This window comes from Bacillus sp. SN32 (assembly GCF_002837495.1).
GTDB lineage: Bacteria > Bacillota > Bacilli > Bacillales > Bacillaceae > Bacillus > Bacillus subtilis.
This window is the reverse complement of record NZ_PJCT01000007.1, coordinates 53,448-75,474: the sequence shown is the minus strand read 5'-3', so window position 1 is coordinate 75,474 and position 22,027 is coordinate 53,448. Positions and strand designations below refer to the sequence as shown.

Genomic DNA, 22,027 nt, shown 5'->3' with positions numbered 1-22,027 from the left:
CCTCTTATTTCTTTAGCTCTCCCATTAACTGTTCTTCATTCCACACTTCAATGTTCAGCTCTTGTGCTTTTGTCAGCTTGCTTCCCGCCGCTTCTCCGGCGATGACTAAGTCTGTGTTTTTGCTGACGCTTCCAGTCAGCTTTCCGCCCAGCGCTTCGATTTGCGCTTTGGCTTCGTTTCTTGACAGCTCTTCCAGCTTTCCTGTCAGAACAATTGTTTTACCGGCAAAGTAAGAATCGCTGTCCTCTGCTTTTACTTTTTTCGGGCCTTTGTAGAGTGTGTTTACGCCCAGCTCCTGAAGTTCATTCAAGAGTTCAAGCATTTCTTCTTTATGAAAATAGGTGATCACAGCATCAGCCATTTTTTCACCGATTTCATCTACCGCGAGAAGTTCCTCTTTAGAGGCTTTTTTCAGGTTCTCCAAGCTTTCAAAATGCATGGCAAGCGTCTTTGCGGCCTTTGATCCGATAAAACGGATGCCAAGCCCAAACAGCAGGCGCTCTAACGAATTTTCTTTTGATTTTTGGATGGAGCTGATCAGGTTTTCAGTGGACTTTTCGCCCATGCGCTCGAGCTGGATGACTCGTTCCTTCGTCAGCTTATATAAATCTGCCACATTGCGGACAAGGTTTTCCTCAAACAGCTGTGTGATCACTCGTTCGCCGAGCCCATCAATGTTCATGGCATTGCGGGAAACGAAATGGATCAGCCCTTCCCGGATTTGCGCCGGACATTCAGGGTTAATGCAGCGAAGCGCCACTTCTCCTTCGATCCGGACGAGCTCACTGCCGCATTCAGGACATTCCGTCGGCATGCTGAATTCCTTTTCTTCTCCTGTGCGCTGTTCAACGAGGACATTCACAACTTCCGGGATGATATCGCCCGCTTTTTTGACGACAACCTTATCCAAAATCCGAATGTCCTTCTCTTTAATTAAATCTTCGTTATGAAGGGATGCTCTTGAGACCGTTGTGCCGGCAACTTTTACCGGCTCAAGAATCGCGGTCGGCGTGATCACACCCGTTCTGCCGACATTTAATTCGATATCGAGAAGCTTCGTCACGACCTCTTCAGCAGGAAACTTATACGCGATGGCCCAGCGCGGGCTTTTCGCCGTAAAACCGAGCTCCTCCTGTTGATCGAGAGAATCGACTTTAATGACAATGCCGTCTATTTCATACGGCAGGTCAGCGCGCTTCGCCTGAAACTCATCGACCAGCACTATGACTTCTTCTATGCTGCCGCATTTTTTTCGTTCCTGATTCGTTTTAAATCCGAGTTCGTCGAGAAAATCAAGCCCCTGGCTTTGCGTTTCAACACCCATCTCGTCAAGCTCCGCTATACTGTAGACGAAGATATCGAGGTTTCGTTTCGCTGCAATTTTCGGATCAAGCTGCCTGAGAGATCCCGCCGCGGCATTTCGCGGATTGGCGAACGGTTCTTCCTCATTTTTAATTCGTTCCTCATTAAGAGCTTCAAACGAACGCTTCGGCATATACGCCTCGCCGCGCACTTCGATTGACAGCTCACGGTTCATTTTAAGGGGGATATTGCGGATCGTCTTCAGATTCTCCGTAATATCCTCTCCCGTCGTTCCGTCACCTCTTGTGGCCCCTCTGACAAAATAGCCGTCTTCATAACGGAGAGAAACAGCAAGACCGTCTATTTTCAGCTCCACATTATACGCCACATCGTCGCCGACGGCTTGGCGCACACGGCGGTCGAAATCACGAAGATCATCAGCATTAAAGGCGTTGCCCAGACTGAGCATCGGTGTGCCGTGGGTGACTTTCTGAAACGCTTCAAGCACGGCTCCGCCGACGCGCTGCGTAGGAGAGTCAGGCGTTCTGAGGTCTGGGTGCTCATCCTCGATCGCAATCAGCTCCTGCATCAATCTGTCGTATTCGGCATCTGGGACGCTCGGTTCATCTAAGGTGTAATATTCATAGCTATACTTGTTGATGGTGCGGCGCAGTTCTTCTGCCCGCTGCTTCGCTGTTTCTTTGTCCATCTGCTTCTTCCTTTCCTCTTCAATTACTGCTTTTCAATAGGAGCAAATGCTGCTAACAGGCGTTTCACGCCGACAGGGCTCGGGAAGGCAATATCAAGCTCTGTCCCTTCTCCTTCGCCTTTCACGCTGACGACAGTTCCTGTTCCCCATTTTTTATGGCCCGCCTTATCTCCGACTGCCCAGTTCAAGGTGTCGCCGCCTGTTTTGCTGGCGTAGGATACCGGGCGTGAAACAGGGCCGCGTCTCGGCTGCATTTTTCTCGCAGACGACGCTCTCGTTTCTTTTTTCTCATTTAGGTTTTCCAATAAATCATCCGGTATTTCAGCAATGAAGCGAGATTCCGGGTTCATATTTGTCCGGCCAAACAAGGTGCGCATTTTGGCATTGGTCAGATAAAGCTCCTGTTCCGCCCTTGTAATCCCAACGTACGCAAGGCGGCGTTCTTCTTCCATTTCCGCTTCCTCCATGAGAGAACGGCTATGCGGGAAGACTCCTTCTTCAAGCCCCATCAAGAAAACAACCGGGAACTCCAGTCCTTTCGCGGCGTGCAGTGTCATCAGGGTGATCGCATCCTTGCCGCCTGACTCTTCCTCCTTCTGATCGAGCTGATCAATATCTGCGATCAGCGCCAAGTCTGTCAGGAACGCAACGAGTGTCTTGTCTTCACTTTTCTGTTCAAAGTTTTTCGTAACAGACAGGAACTCGTCGATGTTTTCTAAACGGCTTTGGGCTTCGATCGATTTCTCAGCCTTCAGCATTTCTCTGTACTCGGTCTTATCAAGAATTTCTTCTGTCAGCTCTGTAATGGATAAGTAATCCTGCATATTGGTCAGGTTTTCAATCATCTGTCTAAAGCTGTCAAGCGCGTTTGCCGCTTTGGCACTGACGCCGATAAAATCAACCTGCTGAATCGCTTGGAAAAATGACAAGCCGTTTATGGCCGCATACGAAGCGATTTTTTCAAGTGATGTCGCGCCGACTCCGCGCTTCGGCACATTGACAATGCGCGTGAAACTAATATCGTCATCCGGATTAGATACGAGGCGCAGGTACGCAAGAATGTCTTTAATTTCTTTTCTGTCATAGAACTTTGTGCCGCCGACAATGTTATAGTTCAAGCCCGCTTTGAGAAGCGTTTCCTCAATCACACGGGACTGCGCGTTTGTCCGGTATAAAATGGCGATATCAGACAGCTTCCGCTTGCCTGAGCTGTGAAGCTGATGAATTTTACCGGCCACAAACTGCCCTTCACCGAATTCATTATCACCGCGATAATAGGAAATTTTGATGCCTTCATCGTTTTCCGTCCACAAATTTTTCGGTTTGCGGTTAGAGTTGTTTTTAATGACCTCGTTTGCCGCGCGCAAAATCCGTTTCGTTGAACGATAGTTTTGTTCTAGCAAAATCACGCTTGCATTCGGATAATCTTTTTCAAATGAAAGGATGTTGGTGATATCCGCGCCGCGCCATCTGTAGATTGACTGATCAGAATCCCCCACAACGCAAAGGTTCTGGAAACGCTCGGCAAGCTGCTTAACGAGCATGTATTGCGCCCTGTTCGTATCCTGATACTCATCAACGTGAATGTACTGGAATTTGCGCTGATAAAATTCAAGCACTTCCGGCACTCGGTCAAACAATTTAATCGTCGTCATAATCAAATCGTCAAAATCGAGCGACTGGTTTTTCAATAGCTTCTTCTGATAATCAGCATATACATCGCTGACCACCTGATCGTAGTAGCCGCCAGCAACTTTAGAGAATTCCTCCGGTTCGGTCAATTCGTTTTTTGCACTGCTGATCGTGCCGAGGATGCTTCTCGGGTCAAACTTCTTCGGATCAAGATTGCGCTCCTTCAAAATCCCCTTGATCACTGAAAGCTGGTCCGCCGTATCAAGAATGGAGAAATTTCGGTTGATCCCGATCCGGTCGATATCTCTGCGCAAGATCCGCACGCACATGCTGTGGAATGTGGAAATCCAGATATCGTCCGCGCCGGGTCCGAGGATGCTTTCCACACGTTCTTTCATTTCGCGTGCCGCTTTATTTGTAAATGTGATCGCCAGAATGTTCCACGGCGCCACATGCTTTTCTGCCATTAAATAAGCAATTCTATGGGTCAGGACACGCGTCTTTCCGCTTCCCGCTCCCGCCATCAGCAAAAGAGGCCCGTCCGTTGTTTTGACAGCTTCCTGCTGAACGGGGTTTAAACCGCTTAGTAATTGATTGCTAATATAATTCAAAATTTGTTCACCCGCCTATACAAAACATATGTTCTATCATAAACCAAATCCGTACAATTTACTACTCGCCTTTCACAGCCGCTACTGTTTTCAAAGCCCTGTCAAAATCTTCATACACCGCATTGCCTACAACGATCACGTCCGCATGCTCTGCATACTGTCTGGCCGTTTCCGCATCCTTGATGCCGCCGCCATAAAACAAGGTTGACGTTTCCAATACAGCCTTCGTTTTCTTGACAGCTTCTATGTCTCCAATCATGCCGCTGTATTCTAAATAAAAAATCGGCAGTTGCAGCAGCTCCGACACACGCGCATAGGCGACAATATCATCCATATTCAGATCGGCGTCCGCTTCAGTCAGTGCCGCGGCTTTGCAATCTGGATTTGCGATGCAGTAGCCCTCCGCCACGATTTCTTCCATAGACATCAGTTCTCCGTATTCCTTCATGGCTTTCTGGTGCATTCCGACAATCCAATCCGCGTTTTTGCTGTTTAATACACTAGGAATAAAATATAAGTCAAAGCCGGGAACGATCGCTTCAATCGCTGACACCTCTAGGACACACGGCACCAAAAACCGTCTTACCTTAGACATCATCCGCAGGACATTATCCTCTGTTACACCATCGCTGCCTCCGATAATGACCGCATCCGTTCCTGATTCGCAAAGAATCTCCAGCTGTTCGTCAGGCAAATCTTTATTTGGATCGAGTTTAAAGACATGCTTCCACTCCGTTACATCGTACACGTCATACGTTCCTCCATTCGTTTGTTACCATTTAAACATTATAACAAATTCACATAGCGCGGAAAAACGGAAAAAGCCGTTAATCTCGTTATTCACTGAAAAAGGTGTTTTGATTCTTTTTTCATAAAAAAAGAGAGCATATGGCAGTACCTGCTTGCTGAGTCCTGTATCGGCAGAAGCACATATTTTTCACCAGATTCCTTCTGCTATTGTTTGGAAAGTGTTCAACTGTGGAAATGGTTACATAAAAAGGGAGGCTGAGAGATGGAAACCATCATAATAGCACTCATCGCATTTATCATAGGGATCATCGCTATCCCGATCGTCTTGTTTGCCTGGATCTACATAAAGGATGAAAAACAGCAGGAGCACTCAATCCTTCGCAACTATCCCGTCATTGGAAGGTTTCGGTATATCCTTGAAAAAATCGGGCCGGAGCTCAGACAGTATTTATACAGCAATGACAATGAGGAGCAGCCTTTTTCACGAAAGGAATATGAGCAAACCGTCATCTCCGGCAAATACAAAAGCAGAATGATGGGCTTTGGATCTGTAAGAGATTTTGATAAACCTGGCTATTATATCCGTAACGCTATGTTTCCAAAACAAAGGGAAGAAATGCATGTAAATCAAACGCCAAAAATTGAAACCCAAATCTATAAAATGGATGCTGACAATCTGTTCAAACGCAAGGAGCATGCCGAACATATCAAGGCAGACCCGTACTTTCTCCATCCTGATGATGTACAGGTGATTGGCGAGCATACATGCGAGAAGCCATTTTATGTGAAGGGCTTAGTCGGCCAGTCTGCCATGAGCTACGGTTCTCTTGGAGAACGGGCTGTTACGGCGCTCTCAAAAGGGCTTCATCAGGCAGGCGGCACCTGGATGAATACAGGTGAAGGAGGATTGTCTGAGTATCACTTAAAGGGCGGCGCCGATATCATTTGCCAAATCGGACCGGGCCTATTCGGCGTGCGCAAAAGAAACGGGGAATTTTCGTGGGAGGAATTTAAAAGAAAAAGCAGGATTGACCAAATTAAAGCGTTTGAGCTAAAGCTGGCACAAGGAGCGAAAACCCGCGGCGGCCATGTGGACGGCGCCAAAGTATCAGAGGAAGTGGCAGATATTCGGAATGTCGAACCTGGAAAGTCGATTGACAGCCCGAACCGCTTTTATGAATTCTCAAACCCTCCTGAAATGCTCGACTTTATTGAAAAACTTAGAGATGTCGGACAAAAGCCAGTCGGCATCAAACTGGTCGCAGGGCATCCTGAAGAATTGCATGAGCTTTTCTCTCATATGCAGAAAAGCGGAAAGCATCCGGATTTTATCACGATCGACGGAAGTGAAGGCGGTACCGGAGCTTCCTTTTACGAGCTCGCGGATACAGTCGGCCTTCCGATTATGACAGCGCTGCCTATTGTTGACACGCTTCTTAAACAATACGGCTTGCGCAGCCAGCTGAAAATCTTTGCTTCCGGAAAGCTCCTGACTCCTGATAAAATCGCGGTCGCCTTAGCCCTCGGCGCTGACTTTGTCAACATCGCACGCGGCATGATGTTTTCCGTTGGCTGCATCCGCGCTCTCGTCTGCCACACCAACACCTGTCCGGCAGGTGTGGCGACGACAGATCCGAAATTGCAAAAAGCGTTGAGCGTTGAGGAAAAACAGCATCGTGTCTGCAACTACGTCATTTCCCTGCGCGAGGGGCTGTTTAATCTTGCAGCCGCAGCAGGGATCAATTCGCCGATTCATTTTTCCAAGGAGCATGTTGTCTATCGGAAAGAGGATGGCAGTCTCATCGATATCGACAACCTGATCCATCAATTTGTTTCATAAAGAAACCGCCCTTGCCGAACGGCAGGGCGGTTCTATGTTATTTTGAAGAAGACTCAGTTTCCGTTTCCTTCACACGGTCAAGCGCCATTTCATAAGCGTCATTCCCGTAATTTAAGCAGCGTTTCACACGGGAAATCGTAGCCGTGGAAGCGCCTGTTTCTGTTTCAATCTTATGATACGTGTTTCCTTCGCGAAGCATGCGCGCCACTTCAAGGCGCTGAGCCAGCGATTGAATTTCGTTAATTGTGCATAGATCATCGAAGAATCGGTAACATTCCTCCAGGTCTTTCAGCGATAAGATCGAGTTAAATAACTGGTCCAGCTCTTTGCCGCGTAATTTATCGATTTGCATCGTTACACACCTTCTCCTTTACTAATGGAAGCCGCATCAAGATCAGGTACGATATTGATCCAAGTCTTTCCTGGCACAAACGGAAGCCACTTGCCGTCTTTTACCGGCACAATTCTGCCATTCACTTGTTTCCAGTCTGTTTCAATGACGTTTCCGTGCTGAAACAACAGACCTTTTCCCCCTGATTCCAAGTCGATGTCCCGCCTTCCATCTTGATCAATAATATGATGGCTGGCTTCAACAATGAAAATATTTTGCATTGCAACCGGCTTTCCGGTTTCCCGGTCTGTCGTTATGACACCATCAGAGCTTCTTGTATAAGATTCAGCTTTTTTATCATAGTTGTATTCGACAAGATTTGTAACGTTTTTTGTTCCATAATCTACCCGAACATTGTAAGATTCATTTGCAGGTTTTGCATCTGATGTTTGAAACAGCAGCAGATTTGTTTCCTGCTTCAGCTTATAACCCTTTTGTTCCGCCGCCTTTTTTATGTAATCATAAGACGTATAGGAATTGTGGGGCGGTTTGTTGAAATCAGCTCTCCAAAATAAGCTTCCGTCAAAATCCAATCCGTTCATATAATCGGCAGCTCCGGATTCCAGCTGCTCTTTGGCGCCGGGACTCCAGCCGTGATGGACAAATATGCTGTCAAAGCCATTGCTGAGAGTGACGAAATATTCCCGCGCGCTCCGCACAGGTCCGACAGTTTCAGGCATCTGGCTTTGGAAAATGGCCAGAAATCTTGTGATTTGCCCTTCGGCTAGCGCTTCTATGACAATGTCGGCTTTAGACAGACCCGACTGCGGCCTCGCCTTCGGGTGATTGTTCACCACAACAGCAACAGGCCGGCGTTCAGTCACCTTCTGTTCAGTCTTTAGCCCCGTTAAAGGAGCTTTCAGCTTCTTTGCAGTATCCGGGACAGCATCCTTCTGCTGGCAGGATACCAGCAGAAAAAACACGAAACACAGCGCGCAAACTGTCATCCATTTTTTCATATGTCGGCTCCCTGCTCTTTTATATTTTAACGCATTATCGATGGAAAGAGTACAGTTTTTTTCATGACGTCGAAGATTCCTCTTGGCGTAATACGTATATACGGAAGGTGCGTACTTTGCAAAAAGAGCAGCGTATAGATAGGATCGCAAAACTCATAGCCTCTTTCAGTCAAAAGATCTCTCAGCTTTTGTTCCTTCTCAAGCACGTCTTCATACGCTTCCGAAGAGGCGCAGCCGCACAGCGCAAGCGGGATTTCATGCAGAATGTTTCCGTTCTCCGCTAAAACAATTCCTCCTCCGATTTCTTTCATGCGGGCGAAAGCGAGCAGCATATCTGCTTTATTTTTTCCAATCGCGACAATGTCGCCCGTCGTCGTAAAGGAGCTTACAAATCCCTGCACGCTTGAGGCAAACCCTTTTATCATCGTATTGACGCGCCATTTCCCGTGTCTGTCGAGCATCAACAAATAACTTTCATCATGGTCAAACGAGAGCTGTTCCATCGAATTGTCGATCTCAATCATATATGGCTCCATAATAACCGCATTCCGCATTTTCACGCCCATCGGCATAGAAAACTGCAAGTCATCCATCGTCATATCATATGAAAGCTCAAGCGGGACAAGACCGCCTTTGTGCCAGTCCGTCTTTGTAAACGCCTTCAAATCACAGCCGTCTTCACGCAGAATAGTCCCTTTTGACAGAACAGTCACTGGATTCGGATTTAACGGATCTTCCAGTATGTTGAGCGATGCCAGTCTACCCGGTCCGACAACTCCTATATAATCATCCATTTGGTAATACTTTGCGATATTAAATGATGCCATATTGTAGGCGTCGATTGCAGGTACGCCTTCTTCTAACGCGATGCGAATCAGCTCGTTTGTCATGCCGCCTTTATAGAAATTCGGGGTTGCGCCATCTGTCGTGTAAAAGAAGTGGTCATAATAGCGGAAGCCCTTCTCATGCAGCTCCTGCAAGATTTTTCTTACATCAGGGCGAATGGAAGAGTTCCGAAGGGAAACATAATAGCCCAGTTCCAGCCTTCTCATCACTTCATCACCTGTCATCGCTTCATGATCACAATCCGCACCGAACAGCTTCATTTTTGTAAGCGTTTTATCAGAAGCGCCGGGAAAATGCCCTTCAATGCGTTTTCTCTGTTTCTTTGTAGCTTGCATGCAGTGGAGCATTAAATCATCACCATCTACCAGGCGAGGCCATCCGGTCATTTCTCCGCCTTGAATCACATCCGGATGTTCAATCCACTGTTTTCTGACGTCAAATGGAAGGACGTGGTCCTCGTTCAGAACCTCGGTCTGGAGGTCATAGCGTGACCACCAAAAATACTGGACAGGCTGCTTTTTGAGTTCATTCAAAATCGTAAGCGCTTTCTTTTTTCCGCTTTGCAAAAGCAAAAATAAGTTATCATTCACGAATGTCGTTGTTCCATATTGAGACACATATTCCGCCAGTGTTTGGGGATTATATATTTGAAAAGGATGTGCGTGCGGTTCAATATAACCTGGCACAATGTATTTTCCTTCACAATCAATCGTATGAATTTCTTCGGCTCTATTCGGAAGTTCATGACCCACATAAACAATGCGGTCCTGATAAATCCAAATGTTTTTTTTCAGCCATTGTTTTACATATGGATTTAAGACGAGAGCATTCCGTAAAAGGAGCGTTGGAAGCAGCTTTGAGTCTACAACATCAACCTGTGCCCTGATGTCTTTGTTTTTCCAGTTAAAGGTGCGTTCGGACATTCACATACTCTCCTTTACATGTATTAGACTCATGGTATCACATCCTTCCTCATCACGCACGATAAAAACGTTACAAATTTTTGAAGGTTAGGTTAAAAAACTTTTTTAAGTAAAAGGAGCGGATTTCCTTGAAGCCAAACATCAGTCTCATCAATGCCGTGTTCAGAATCGCCTGCGGATTGACGATTATGTCAGCCGCCAGTGCAAAGTTTACGAAAAAACCTTGGTGCAGAATGCATCTTTTTTACATCTTTATGGGGGCCATGAAAGCGGGTTCGGGAATCTTGCGCTTCTGCCCTGTGACCTACATGTTTCAACACAGTGATTCTGGAAATAACGGGCATCAAAACGGATAAATGGAAAAGCTTGATCACAAAACGTGATCAAGCTTTTTTTTATGCCCTCCCCTTGTTTTCATATAGAGATATCCTGCAGCTGCCAGCACTGCCGGATAAAGAAGCGCCCAGCCGCTGAATGAATAAATCACCGCGCACGCCACAAATGCCCCGAGCGCCATCCACCAGCCCGAATCTCTCCAGCTCAGGAGTTTCAGTGCTGCCGCCAATGTACATATGTAAGATGCGATGAAAGCCGCGCTCGGCCCTTTCAACAGAGTCGTCAAATCGATTTGAAACAGGCCATGCGCCGCAAGCACTAAGCCAAACACTGCGGCCATCGCTGTCAAAACACGGATAGGCGTACGTTTTGTCGCACTGAGTTTTCCAAAAAATACGGGTATGTGCCCCTCTCTCGCCAATGCGTACACCATTCTTGAAAAACCAGCAATATTGGCATGGATGGTAGCGAATGTAATAAACAGCGCTAAACATACCGTGACGTATACACCGCTTTCCCCTGCTCCTTTTGAGATGAGCATGGCAAGCGATGCAATTTCTCCATTCTCTCCATATGAATGAGTACCCACGGTCACAAATGACAGCATGATATACAGTCCCGCAACACAAGACGCTGCCAAAAACAAGCTGAGCGGGACATCTTTTTCAGGGCGATGAAATTCCTCAGCTAATGGGGTAATCATTTCCCAGCCTACAAAGGAGAAAAAAATCATGACAGAAACAGATCCCGCGGCAGACCAGCCATGCGGAAGAAACGGTTTGAATTCTGCTATCGTGACGTGTGGCAATGACACAGCAATAGAAGTGACAAGCAGAAATACGATGACACAAATAACGAGTGTACTGATGTTTGCGGATAGTTGAATCCCTCTCATATGAAGCAAAATAGATATAGCCAGCATACAACCAGCAATCAATGTAATCTGCCAATCAGCCGCCTCTGTGATGTAACTGACGTAATGCGCGCCAGTCAAAGCGATGACGGGAACGCCGATCGGAACGGACCCTAACATGATCCAGCCCAAAATAGCCCCTGCTTTTTTCTGAAAGGCCAGCTGCACATAAGCCGTGATTCCTCCCGCGCTGGGCGCTATTTTCACAAGCCGGGCCAGCGTGCCGACAAGAAGAAAGGATAAGAAGGACATGAATACCCAGACAAATAAAGAAGCCGGACCGGCCGTGTCCGCGGTGACAGACGGCAAGATTAATATCCCGCAGCCTAAAACCGCCCCAATCGTTAACGCCGTTCCCTGTATCCAAGTGATCGAACGCTGCAATTCTGGCAACATGATGCCTCCTCTCTGATTGATGGCTTTATTATAGAAAAAATAAGACGGCATCCATATGCTACAATGAAGTTAAATCAACAGCATTACCTTACGATCAAAGGAATTTTCATTCATTCACCTAAATATGTAAAGGAGCCAGACAAATGGACGATACAGACCTTCAGATTCTCTCGCATTTGCAGCGAAACGGCAGATTAACGATGGTTGAGCTGGGAAAGCTTGTCGGACTCAGCTCGCCAAGCGCGGCGGAGCGTGTCAGGAAGCTGGAAGACAAAGGAGTGATTACCGGGTACAGCGCGAATATCTGTTACGAAAAACTAAACAAGCATGTCACCGCTTTTATTCTCATGGAGCCAAAAAGCTGCAAGCACTACGCCGCCTTTGCAAAAGCGCACCCTGATGTAGCAGAAAACCACCGCATCACGGGGATGTACAGCTATGTGACAAAGGTCGTGACAGAATCGGTACATACGCTTGAGGATTTTATTGACGCCTCGATGGCCCATGGAAAACCAACCACGCTTGTTGTGCTTTCTTCTTCCAGCTGCCATCCCGCTCTTTGATAACAAAAAACCCGCAGCTAATCTGCGGGTTTTCCTCACTTATTTTTGAGCAGCCTGTAAAGCGCGTGCCCCAATGTCTTTTCTGAAAAAGAGTCCCGGTTTGAAAATTTCATCAACCGCTTTGTACACTCGGTCTCTAGCCGCTTCAAACGATTCATCAAAAGCTGTCACATTGGCGACGCGCCCCCCGTTTGTAACGAACTCTCCGCCTTCTGCTTTCGTTCCGGCATGGAAGACCACGACCTGCTCAGTTTCTGCTGCAAGGCTGCCGATCGGCGTGCCTTTTGCGTAGCTTTCCGGATACCCTTCTGATGCAAGCACAACACTCACTGCCGCGGTATCCTTCCATCTTAAGTCAACTTCCTTATCATCTAAAAGATCTAGAAGCACCTGTACCAGATCAGATTCCATGCGCGGAAGCACGACCTGTGTTTCCGGATCGCCGAAACGGGCATTAAATTCAATGACCTTCGAGCCGTTTTCAGTAAGCATCAATCCAGCGTACAAAACGCCAGTGAAGGAACGGCCTTCTTGTACCATTGCTTTTGCGGCCGGCTTAACGATCGTTTCTACAGCATGGCGAACCGTTTCTTCCGAAATTTGCGGAACTGGAGAGTAAGCGCCCATTCCGCCCGTATTCGGGCCTTTGTCTCCGTCAAACGCACGCTTGTGATCCTGGGCAATCACCATCGGATACACCTTTTCCCCTTTGACAAAGGCCATCAGAGAAAATTCTTCACCAGAAAGATATTCTTCAATGACAACGGACGCGCTCGCATCACCGAACTTTTCATCTTCAAGAAAGTCATGCAGACACGCAATTGCTTCTTCCTCTGTCATAGCCACAGTAACGCCTTTTCCAGCTGCAAGTCCATCTGCTTTTATCACAATCGGAGCACCTTTTTCCTGCACATATGCCTTCGCCTCTTCAAAGGATGTAAACGTGTCGTATTCTGCGGTCGGAATGTCGTATTTCTTCATTAAATCCTTAGCGAACTGTTTGCTTCCTTCGATGATCGCCGCGGCTTTTGACGGGCCGAACACACGAAGACCCGCTTTTTCGAATTCATCCACCAGACCTTCAATTAAAGGAACCTCAGGGCCGACAATGGTCAGGCCGACCTGATTTTCTTTTGCAAATGAGACAAGCCCTGCGTGGTCGCTTTCCTCAATGTTTACAAGCTGTGCGGAAGCTGCCATGCCGTCATTTCCGGGAGCGGCAAATACATTCTCGACGAGGCTGCTTTGCGCTGCCTTCCACGCCAGTGTATGTTCTCTTCCGCCTTTACCGATAATTAATACATTCACGTCGTTTTCATCCCCTTAATGTTTGAAGTGTCTGATGCCGGTGAATACCATGGCAATGCCGTATTCATCCGCTTTTTTGATGGAATCCTCATCTCGGATCGATCCGCCTGGCTGAATGATGGCTGTAACGCCCGCTTTTGCCGCTTCTTCGACAGTATCTGGCATTGGGAAATATGCATCCGAACCGAGCGCGCTGCCCTTCGCTTTTTCCCCTGCTTGCTCGATTGCGATTTTTGCCGATCCAACGCGGTTCATTTGGCCTGCTCCCACGCCGACTGTCATGTTGTCCTTCGCGAGAACAATCGCATTTGATTTCACATGCTTCACGACTTTCCAAGCAAGCTTCAAGTCTTCCCACTCTTGCTCGTTCGGCTCTCTTTTTGTCGGAATGCTAATCTCAGCATCATCAAAGCCGTGCATATCTAAATCTTGAATCAGCAGCCCGCCTTGAACAGATGTCAGCTGTTTTTCCTTTTGAACAGCGGCGGATACGTCAAGCGTCAGCAGACGGAGATTTTTCTTCGCAGTCAGGACGTCGAGCGCTTCTTGGCTGAATGAAGGTGCAATGATGATTTCTAAGAAAATGTTGTGAAGCGCTTCGGCAGTTGCCTTGTCCACTTCACGGTTCAGCGCGATAATGCCGCCGAAGATAGATGTTTTATCCGCTTCAAACGCTCTGTCAAACGCTTCGGCGATCGTTTTTCCTGTTCCTACACCGCACGGGTTCATATGCTTCACAGCAACAGCAGCCGGCTCAGTGAATTCACGAACGATTTGAACTGCCGCATCCGCGTCTTTAATGTTGTTGTAAGAAAGCTCTTTTCCGTGAAGCTGTTCTGCTTGCGCAATGGAGCCTTTGACAGGAAGAGCTGTTTGATAGAAAGTTGCTTCCTGATGCGGGTTTTCTCCATAGCGAAGCGATTGTTTTTTCTCAAATGTCACAGTGAATTGCTCTGGTTCTTTTTCACCGACAACATTTGTCAGATAGTCAGCGATCAGTGCATCATATGCCGCAGTATGACGGAATACTTTTGCCGCGAGCTCGCGTTTTTTCTGAAGAGATACGCTGCCTTCTTCTTTGATTTGATTCAGCACTGGGCTGTAATCGGCCGGATCGACGATAACCGTGACATCCTGATGGTTCTTTGATGCCGCACGCAGCATGCCAGGTCCGCCGATGTCGATATTTTCGATCGCTTCTTCATACGTGACGTCTTCTTTAGAAATCGTTTCTTTAAATGGATAGAGGTTGACGACAACGAGGTCAATCGGCTGAATCCCGTGTTTATTGATCTGCGCCATATGCTCTTCATTGCCGCGAACCGCCAGAAGACCGCCGTGAATATTCGGGTGAAGGGTTTTTAACCGGCCGTCCATAATTTCAGGAAAGCCTGTCACTTCAGAAATTCCGATCACATCTACACCGTTTTCTTGAAGCAGCTTTTTCGTTCCGCCTGTGGAGATGACTTCAACGCCAAGCTCTGTCAGTTCTTTTACGAAAGGAACGAGATTTGTTTTATCTGAAACACTGATTAACGCACGTTTAATGGTCATGCCTTTTCACCTCTGTTATTTAATCCTAATAGCTGTTTAATCACACTCGGATACCATTTATGCTCAAGCTTGTGAATCCGCTGTTCGATTGTTTCCAATGTATCATGTTCATCAATTTCGATTGCCTTTTGAGCGATGATCGGACCTGTATCCATTCCTTCATCGACATAATGCACAGTGATTCCGGCCACCTTCACACCCGCCCGGTATGCCTGTCCGACTGCGTCGATTCCAGGAAACGCCGGAAGAAGCGACGGGTGAATGTTAATGATTTTTCCTCCATATGCTTGAAGGAGCGTATCACCGATCAGCCTCATATAGCCGGCAAGAACAATCAATTCAACCTCGTGAAGACGAAGCTGTTCAATAATTGCTTTTTCAAATGCAGCCTTGTTTTCATAAGACTTCGGCTCAAATGCAAAGGATGGAATGTGGAATGCTTCCGCCCGTTCGATGACTTTCGCCTGCGGTTTGTCGCAAACGAGAAGCGCTGCTGACGCATCCCAGTTCTCCTCCTTCAAACGCGTGACGATTGCTTCGAAGTTTGAACCGTTTCCTGATGCAAATACCGCAAACTTTTTCATGAAAGTGCCGCACCGCCGAATGTGACGCCTTCACCTTTTTTCACACGCCCGATTAAAAAGGCTTTTTCGCCATGTCTTTCAAGCGTTCCGATCACATCTGTCAGATGCTCTTCTTTGACAGCCAAAACAAAACCGATACCCATATTAAAAACGTTGAACATGTCTTCTTCCTTTAGCTTGCCATACTCTTGCAAGAAAGAAAAAATTGGCGGGATCGGCCATGAGCCATGATCAATTTCCGCACTTAAGCCTTCCGGAAGCATACGCGGAATATTTTCTATAAATCCTCCGCCTGTCACGTGCGCCATGCCGTCGATTTTTCCGCTTTTGACCGCGGCAAGCACAGGCTTCACGTAAATCCTTGTCGGTTCAAGCAATTCCTCGCCAAGCGGGCGTTCAAACGGCTCATATGTTGTATCAAGGTCCAGCTCCGCATCATCCAGAAGCACTTTTCTGACAAGGGAAAAGCCGTTGCTGTGAAGGCCGCTGGAGCTGAGGCCGATCAAAAGATGGCCCTCTTCGATGTTTTCTCCAGTCACGATTTCGTCCTTTTCTGCCACTCCGACCGAGAAACCGGCAATATCGTATTCATCAACTGTATAGAGTCCCGGCATTTCAGCCGTTTCACCGCCGACTAAGGCTGAACCTGACTGCTCACAGCCTTCCGCCACACCTTGTACAATCTGTTCAATTTTCACTGGGTCCGCTTTGCCGACCGCTAAATAATCGAGGAAAAACAGCGGCTCTGCACCTTGTGCCAGCACGTCATTGACACACATTGCAACAGCGTCCACGCCAATCGTGTCATGCTTATCCATGGAAAAAGCGAGCTTTAATTTTGTGCCGACACCGTCCGTTCCCGAAATGAGAACTGGTTTTTGATAAGAAAGCTCAGACAGGTCAAACATGCCGCCAAAACCGCCAAGGCTGCCCATAACGCCAAGCCGTTTCGTGCACTCCACGTGTTTTTTCATTCGTTTTACAGCTTCATATCCGGCTTCGATGTCAACTCCTGCGTTTTTATATGCTTCAGACATCCTATTCACTCCTTTAAGGCGCTTTTCAAAATATCTCCCCGAAAGAGGGCAGAAAGAGAAAGGCAGCCTAACTGCGCTGCCTTTATGTCATTTTTCAAGTTTTATTTGGTTAATACTGCTTCTTTTACGTGAGGAAGCACTGTATCCTGGTAAATTTCAGTCGGATATTTTCCTGTAAAGCAAGCGAGACACTGTCCGCAATTCGAGTCATCGTATTTTCTGCCGATGCCTTTCAGCAGCCCTTCCACACTCAAAAATGAGAGGGTATCGGCTCCGATTTCCTGACGGATTTCTTCAACAGAATGCGAAGACGCGATTAATTCTTCATGTGTGGAAGTATCAATGCCGTAAAAGCACGGATGAGCGATCGGCGGTGAACTGATTTTCACATGCACCTCTGTCGCACCCGCTTCTCTAAGCATCGTGACAATCCGGCGGCTAGTTGTTCCGCGTACGATAGAGTCATCCACCATCACGACGCGTTTGCCTTCTACAACCCCGCGCACCGCAGACAGCTTCATTCTAACGCCTTGCTCACGCAGAGCCTGGGACGGCTGAATAAACGTTCTGCCAACATAACGGTTTTTGATTAAGCCAAGCTCATACGGAATGCCTGTTGCCTCTGCATAGCCGATCGCCGCTGAAATACTGGAATCCGGAACCCCGGTTACGACGTCAGCTTCAACTGCGGATTCCTGAGCCAGCATTTTCCCAAGGTTTTTACGGGCACTGTGCACATTAATACCGTCAATATTGCTGTCTGGTCTGGAGAAATAAATGTACTCCATGCTGCAAATGGAACGATTGATATTCATGGAAAAACGCTCTGATTTCATGCCTTCATCATTAATGATCAGCATTTCCCCCGGCTCTACCTCGCGAAGGTACGTTGCGCCGACGACGTCAAATGCGCATGTTTCTGATGCGACCACATAAGCATCGCCCATCATGCCGATGGATAGCGGTCTCAGCCCGTTTGGATCAAGTGCGACAATCATTTCTGTTTCGGTCATGATCAGGAACGCATAGGCGCCTTTCAGCATAGAAAGCGAGTTTTTAATTTGATCCTTCAGCGTGAAGTGTCCGCTTCTTTTGATCAGGTGAGCCAAAACCTCTGTATCCGAAGAGGTTTGAAAGATGCTCCCTTGATTTTCGAGCTGCTGCTTCAGCTGAGTGGCATTGACAAGATTTCCGTTATGAGCAAGCGCCAGGCTGCCGTTGTTTTGGGAACGGAAGAGGAGCGGCTGAACATTTTCGTATCCGCCGCCTCCAGCCGTTGCGTACCGAACGTGCCCGATAGCGCCTTTTCCCTTTACTTTGCTGAGTTCGCCATTTTGAAATACTTCAGTGATCAGACCTTGGCCTTTGTGAGCCGTCAGCTTTTCACCGTCAGTCGCTACGATGCCCGCACCCTCCTGTCCTCGGTGCTGAAGGCTGTGGAGACCGTAATACGTGATCTGCGGGGCTTCTTCATGTCCCCAAATCCCAAAAACGCCGCATTCTTCATTTAAGCCTTTGATTTCAGCAAGCATGGGATAGCTCCTTTCCATACGCGTTCAAGCTCTTTCGTTTGCGCATGAATCATTTGTTGTCCATCTTGGTTTTGAATCGCCAGAATTCCGTCAGCTGTTACCTCACCAATATGAACCGCATCTTTTACAGCTGCTTCAAACGCTGCTTGATGTTCTTTTTTCACTGAAACGACGAAGCGGGATTGAGATTCAGAGAATAATAACGCCGCTCCCCCTTCTACAGTCACATTAGCGCCAAGGTTTTCCGTCGTCATGACACTTTCCGCAATCGCTACGCCTAAGCCGCCTTCAGACACATCATGCGCAGATTGAACGAAGCCTTTTTTAATCGCGTCAAGCAGTGCTTTTTGACGAGACAGCTCTACATCAAGATCGATTTGCGGGGCTTTGCCGTAAATACGGCCTTCTGTCATTTTTTGCAGCTCGCTTCCGGCAAACTCTGGTTTTGTTTCGCCGATCACATATACGAGATCTCCCGCTTGTTTGAAATGCTGTGTTGTAATGTGTGCTGTATCTTCAATTAAGCCGACCATGCCGATAACAGGTGTCGGATAGATCGCCGTGCCGTTTGATTCGTTATAAAGCGATACGTTACCGCCGATAACCGGTGTGCCGAGAACATTGCACGCTTCGCTTATGCCGTCTGCCGCTTTTTCGATCTGCCAGAAGATTTCCGGCTTCTCCGGGTTACCGAAGTTAAGGTTATCTGTGACCGCAAGCGGTTCTGCGCCTGAGCAAATGATGTTGCGCGCTGCTTCAGCGACAGCAATTTTCCCTCCGACTCCAGGATCAAGATAGAGATAACGCGCGTTACAGTCTGTCGTCATCGCCAGCGCCTTTTTCGTTCCGCGGATTCTGAGAACACCAGCATCAGACCCAGGAGCGACAACTGTATTCGTACGCACCATGTAGTCATACTGATCATAAACCCACTCTTTACTCGCAATCGTCGGCTGCTGAAGAAGGGCCTTCAGCGTTTCATTCGCATCTTCAATTTGCGGAGCCGGAACGTCCGTTTCCAAAAACTCGCGATAGTAAGCAGGCTCTTGAGAAGGCTTATGGTAAACCGGTGCTTCTTCTGCCAAGGCATCAACAGGCAGCTCGCACACAACCTCTCCTTTGTGTGTCAGGCGAAGCATTTTATCATCTGTCACATGTCCGACAGAAACCGCTTCAAGATCATACTTGTCAAAAATATCGATGATTTCCTGCTCACGTCCGCGCTCAATAACCAAAAGCATCCGTTCTTGTGATTCAGAAAGCATCATTTCATACGCGGTCATGCCTGTTTCGCGCTGAGGAATCAGGTCAAGGTTCATTTCAATACCAGAACCGGCTTTACTTGCCATTTCTGCACTTGAGCTTGTTAAACCGGCAGCTCCCATATCCTGAATGCCGACCAAGGCGTCGCATTGGATGACTTCCAGACATGCTTCAAGCAAAAGCTTCTCCATAAACGGATCGCCGACTTGGACAGCAGAACGCTTTTCTTCAGACGAGTCTGACATTTCTTCAGAAGCAAACGTAGCGCCATGGATTCCGTCACGCCCTGTTTTCGCTCCTACGTACATTACTGTGTTGCCGACACCCTTTGCCTGGCCTTTTTTGATGTCTTCATGGTTGATTAAACCGACGCACATTGCGTTGACGAGCGGATTTCCTTCATAGCTGCTGTCAAACTGCACTTCTCCGCCGACTGTCGGGATGCCGATACAGTTGCCGTATCCGGCGATACCCGCTACTACTTCTTCAAACAAGTACTTCACGCGGGGTGAAGTCAGTTCACCAAATCGAAGAGAGTTCAATACAGCGATTGGACGGGCACCCATTGAGAATACATCACGGATAATTCCGCCTACGCCAGTCGCAGCGCCTTGGTAAGGCTCGAGAGCTGATGGGTGGTTATGTGATTCAATTTTGAACACAACCGCTTGGTTATCACCGATATCAACGATTCCGGCGCCTTCCCCAGGCCCCTGCAGCACACGCTCGCCGCTTGTCGGGAATTTACGCAGAATCGGCTTTGAGTTTTTATAGCTGCAATGCTCAGACCACATGACAGAAAAAATTCCGATTTCTGTGTAGTTCGGCAATCTTCCAAGAATGGATTCTATCAATGCAAACTCATCATCACTGACACCCATTTGCTGATATAGTTTCTCTTCTTTTATTTGTTCTTTACTTGGTTCAAGCAGTAGTGACATGAGTTTCCCTCCAATTTTTCACGATAGACTGGAACAATTTAAGACCGTCGGCGCTTCCAAGCAGTTCATCGACCGCGCGCTCAGGATGAGGCATCATGCCTAATACGTTGCCTTTCTCATTGACGACACCGGCAATGTCGCTTACACTTCCATTGATATTAGATCCGTATGTGAAAGCAATTTGATTGTTTTCCTTTAATGAAGCAAGCGTCTCGTCATCACAATAGAAATTTCCTTCACCGTGGGCAACCGGGATTGTAATCGATTGTCCCTTTTCGTAGGAAGCTGTGAATAATGTTTCGTCGTTCTGAACAATTAATTCAACCGGACGGCAAATGAACTTCAGATCTTTGTTGCGTCTCATTGCGCCTGGCAGCAGCCCAAGCTCCTGTAAAATCTGGAATCCGTTGCAGACGCCAAGAACAGGTTTTCCTTCAGCCGCTGCTTGTTTGACAGCTGGCATAATATTCGCAAATCGGGCGATGGCGCCGCATCTTAAGTAATCGCCGTAAGAAAACCCTCCCGGAATTAACACGCCGTCGAAGCCGTCAAGACTTGTTTCCTCATGCCAGACGTATTCCACTTCATGGCCGAGCTCATCCTTTACAGCATGATACATATCGATATCACAGTTGGAGCCGGGTAACACAATCACCGCAAATTTCACTGTGCGACTACCTCCTCAACCTCATATCTGTAATCTTCAATCACTGTGTTCGCAAGAAGTTTTTCGCACATTTCTTTCACTAGCACGTCAAGATCACGGTCAGATTTTTCAATGGTAAGCTCCATGTATTTCCCGATGCGCACATCTTGAACTTCGTTGTAAGTCATACTGTGCAAGGCATGCTGGACAGCGCTCCCTTGTGGATCTAGTACACTTTCTTTTAAGCTGACATAAACTTTTACTTTATACATGATGAATGCCTCCCAGTCTTTTGAAAATCTCTTCGTATGCGTCGGTTAAGCTTCCCAGATTGCGTCTGAATAAATCTTTATCCAGCTTTTCGTTCGTGTCTTTATCCCACAAGCGGCATGTGTCAGGAGAAATTTCATCCGCCAAAAGCACTTGCCCTTCTGCATCTAAACCGAATTCAAGCTTGAAATCTATTAATCTGACATGACAATCGTCGAAAATGCTTTGAAGCTCTTCATTTACTGTTTTTGTAATGGACTTAATGGTTTCTACCTGCTCAGGAGTCGCCGCTTTCAAAAGCCAAATATGATCTTCTGTGATGAGCGGATCACCCAGCGCGTCATCCTTGTAGTAAAACTCGATAATCGGCTGCTCAAGCTCCGTGCCTTCTGGAATGCCGAGACGTTTGGACATGCTCCCTGCCACAACATTTCTGACCACGACTTCAAGCGGCACAATCGTTACCTTTTTAATGAGCTGTTCCGTTTCCGAAATGCGCTCGATAAAATGATTGTTAATGCCCTTTGCATGAAGGTGTTTGAAAATTAAGCTTGAAATCTCGTTATTTAAGCGCCCTTTCCCGCTGATTTCTGCTTTTTTCTCGCCGTTAAAGGCAGTGGCGGAGTCTTTATACACGACATACAGCGTGTTTTCGTCATCGGTTTTGTAGATCTTTTTTGCTTTTCCTTCGTATAAAAGTTCATTCTTCACAATATTCACG

General features: G+C 47.3%; 19 protein-coding genes. 3 read left to right on the top strand and 16 right to left on the bottom strand.

Going from position 1 to position 22,027, the window contains the following annotated elements; translation table 11 throughout:
- Positions 1 to 4: 4 nt before the first annotated feature.
- The 3 genes from ligA to CW370_RS19545 form a co-directional block, all read right to left on the bottom strand.
- A complete protein-coding gene (ligA, locus tag CW370_RS19555; protein ID WP_024573222.1) occupies positions 5 to 2,011 on the bottom strand; it encodes an NAD-dependent DNA ligase LigA in 2,007 nt (668 codons plus the stop codon).
- 23 nt (positions 2,012 to 2,034) lie between these two features.
- Positions 2,035 to 4,254: a DNA helicase PcrA gene (gene pcrA, locus CW370_RS19550; RefSeq protein ID WP_101169924.1), complete on the bottom strand. Its 2,220-nt coding sequence runs from the start codon at positions 4,252 to 4,254 to the stop codon at positions 2,035 to 2,037.
- A gap of 61 nt (positions 4,255 to 4,315) precedes the next feature.
- A complete protein-coding gene (locus CW370_RS19545) occupies positions 4,316 to 5,002 on the bottom strand; it encodes a heptaprenylglyceryl phosphate synthase (RefSeq protein WP_015715449.1) in 687 nt (228 codons plus the stop codon).
- Positions 5,003 to 5,266: 264 nt separating this feature from the next.
- Between CW370_RS19545 and CW370_RS19540 the strand changes: the two genes are divergently transcribed.
- On the top strand, positions 5,267 to 6,844 hold the full coding sequence (locus tag CW370_RS19540) for an FMN-binding glutamate synthase family protein (protein WP_047182215.1): 1,578 nt from the start codon (positions 5,267 to 5,269) through the stop codon (positions 6,842 to 6,844).
- A 37-nt stretch (positions 6,845 to 6,881) separates the two neighbouring features.
- On the opposite strand, the gene CW370_RS19535 is transcribed toward CW370_RS19540, so the two are convergent.
- Genes CW370_RS19535 through CW370_RS19525 form a run of 3 tightly spaced genes read right to left on the bottom strand, consistent with a single transcriptional unit; the run spans position 6,882 to position 9,963 of the window.
- Positions 6,882 to 7,196 carry a YerC/YecD family TrpR-related protein gene (locus CW370_RS19535; RefSeq protein ID WP_003219429.1) on the bottom strand — a complete coding sequence of 105 codons (315 nt, stop codon included), beginning with the start codon at positions 7,194 to 7,196 and terminating at the stop codon, positions 6,882 to 6,884.
- A 2-nt stretch (positions 7,197 to 7,198) separates the two neighbouring features.
- Entirely contained in the window at positions 7,199 to 8,194 is a 996-nt protein-coding gene (locus CW370_RS19530; RefSeq protein ID WP_101169923.1) for a DUF3048 domain-containing protein, read from the bottom strand.
- 26 nt (positions 8,195 to 8,220) lie between these two features.
- Positions 8,221 to 9,963, bottom strand: coding sequence for an adenine deaminase (locus CW370_RS19525; protein ID WP_101169922.1), 1,743 nt, complete (start codon positions 9,961 to 9,963; stop codon positions 8,221 to 8,223).
- Positions 9,964 to 10,091: 128 nt separating this feature from the next.
- On the opposite strand from CW370_RS19525, the gene CW370_RS19520 reads away from it, so the two are divergent.
- Positions 10,092 to 10,319 carry a YgaP family membrane protein gene (locus CW370_RS19520; protein ID WP_077671604.1) on the top strand — a complete coding sequence of 76 codons (228 nt, stop codon included), beginning with the start codon at positions 10,092 to 10,094 and terminating at the stop codon, positions 10,317 to 10,319.
- A 14-nt stretch (positions 10,320 to 10,333) separates the two neighbouring features.
- Here the strand turns inward: CW370_RS19520 and CW370_RS19515 are convergent, their stop codons facing one another.
- Entirely contained in the window at positions 10,334 to 11,608 is a 1,275-nt protein-coding gene (locus CW370_RS19515; RefSeq protein ID WP_101169921.1) for an APC family permease, read from the bottom strand.
- A 143-nt stretch (positions 11,609 to 11,751) separates the two neighbouring features.
- Between CW370_RS19515 and CW370_RS19510 the strand changes: the two genes are divergently transcribed.
- Complete coding sequence (locus CW370_RS19510; protein ID WP_101169920.1) at positions 11,752 to 12,171, top strand: Lrp/AsnC family transcriptional regulator; 420 nt, start codon at positions 11,752 to 11,754, stop codon at positions 12,169 to 12,171.
- Positions 12,172 to 12,210: 39 nt separating this feature from the next.
- On the opposite strand, the gene purD is transcribed toward CW370_RS19510, so the two are convergent.
- The 9 genes from purD to purC all read right to left on the bottom strand — a co-directional run bounded on the left by purD (position 12,211) and on the right by purC (position 22,026).
- Positions 12,211 to 13,479 carry a phosphoribosylamine--glycine ligase gene (gene purD / locus CW370_RS19505; RefSeq protein ID WP_024572878.1) on the bottom strand — a complete coding sequence of 423 codons (1,269 nt, stop codon included), beginning with the start codon at positions 13,477 to 13,479 and terminating at the stop codon, positions 12,211 to 12,213.
- A 15-nt stretch (positions 13,480 to 13,494) separates the two neighbouring features.
- Entirely contained in the window at positions 13,495 to 15,033 is a 1,539-nt protein-coding gene (purH, locus tag CW370_RS19500) for a bifunctional phosphoribosylaminoimidazolecarboxamide formyltransferase/IMP cyclohydrolase (RefSeq protein WP_032722973.1), read from the bottom strand.
- The gene (gene purN / locus CW370_RS19495; protein ID WP_021481301.1) at positions 15,030 to 15,617 is read right to left on the bottom strand and encodes a phosphoribosylglycinamide formyltransferase; all 588 of its coding nucleotides are present in this window, start codon (positions 15,615 to 15,617) and stop codon (positions 15,030 to 15,032) included. Before purN ends, purH begins: the two co-directional genes overlap by 4 nt.
- Positions 15,614 to 16,654, bottom strand: a complete 1,041-nt coding sequence (purM, locus tag CW370_RS19490; RefSeq protein WP_101169919.1) for a phosphoribosylformylglycinamidine cyclo-ligase — start codon at positions 16,652 to 16,654, stop codon at positions 15,614 to 15,616. Before purM ends, purN begins: the two co-directional genes overlap by 4 nt.
- Before the next feature lie 101 nt (positions 16,655 to 16,755).
- Positions 16,756 to 18,186: an amidophosphoribosyltransferase gene (gene purF / locus CW370_RS19485; protein WP_003233947.1), complete on the bottom strand. Its 1,431-nt coding sequence runs from the start codon at positions 18,184 to 18,186 to the stop codon at positions 16,756 to 16,758.
- A complete protein-coding gene (gene purL, locus CW370_RS19480; RefSeq protein ID WP_101169918.1) occupies positions 18,162 to 20,390 on the bottom strand; it encodes a phosphoribosylformylglycinamidine synthase subunit PurL in 2,229 nt (742 codons plus the stop codon). Before purL ends, purF begins: the two co-directional genes overlap by 25 nt.
- Complete coding sequence (gene purQ, locus CW370_RS19475) at positions 20,374 to 21,057, bottom strand: phosphoribosylformylglycinamidine synthase subunit PurQ (protein ID WP_014663062.1); 684 nt, start codon at positions 21,055 to 21,057, stop codon at positions 20,374 to 20,376. Before purQ ends, purL begins: the two co-directional genes overlap by 17 nt.
- Entirely contained in the window at positions 21,054 to 21,308 is a 255-nt protein-coding gene (gene purS / locus CW370_RS19470) for a phosphoribosylformylglycinamidine synthase subunit PurS (protein ID WP_003219409.1), read from the bottom strand. The genes purQ and purS overlap by 4 nt, the downstream gene beginning before the upstream one ends.
- On the bottom strand, positions 21,301 to 22,026 hold the full coding sequence (gene purC / locus CW370_RS19465) for a phosphoribosylaminoimidazolesuccinocarboxamide synthase (protein ID WP_015252656.1): 726 nt from the start codon (positions 22,024 to 22,026) through the stop codon (positions 21,301 to 21,303). The genes purS and purC overlap by 8 nt, the downstream gene beginning before the upstream one ends.
- Position 22,027 lies beyond the last annotated feature (1 nt).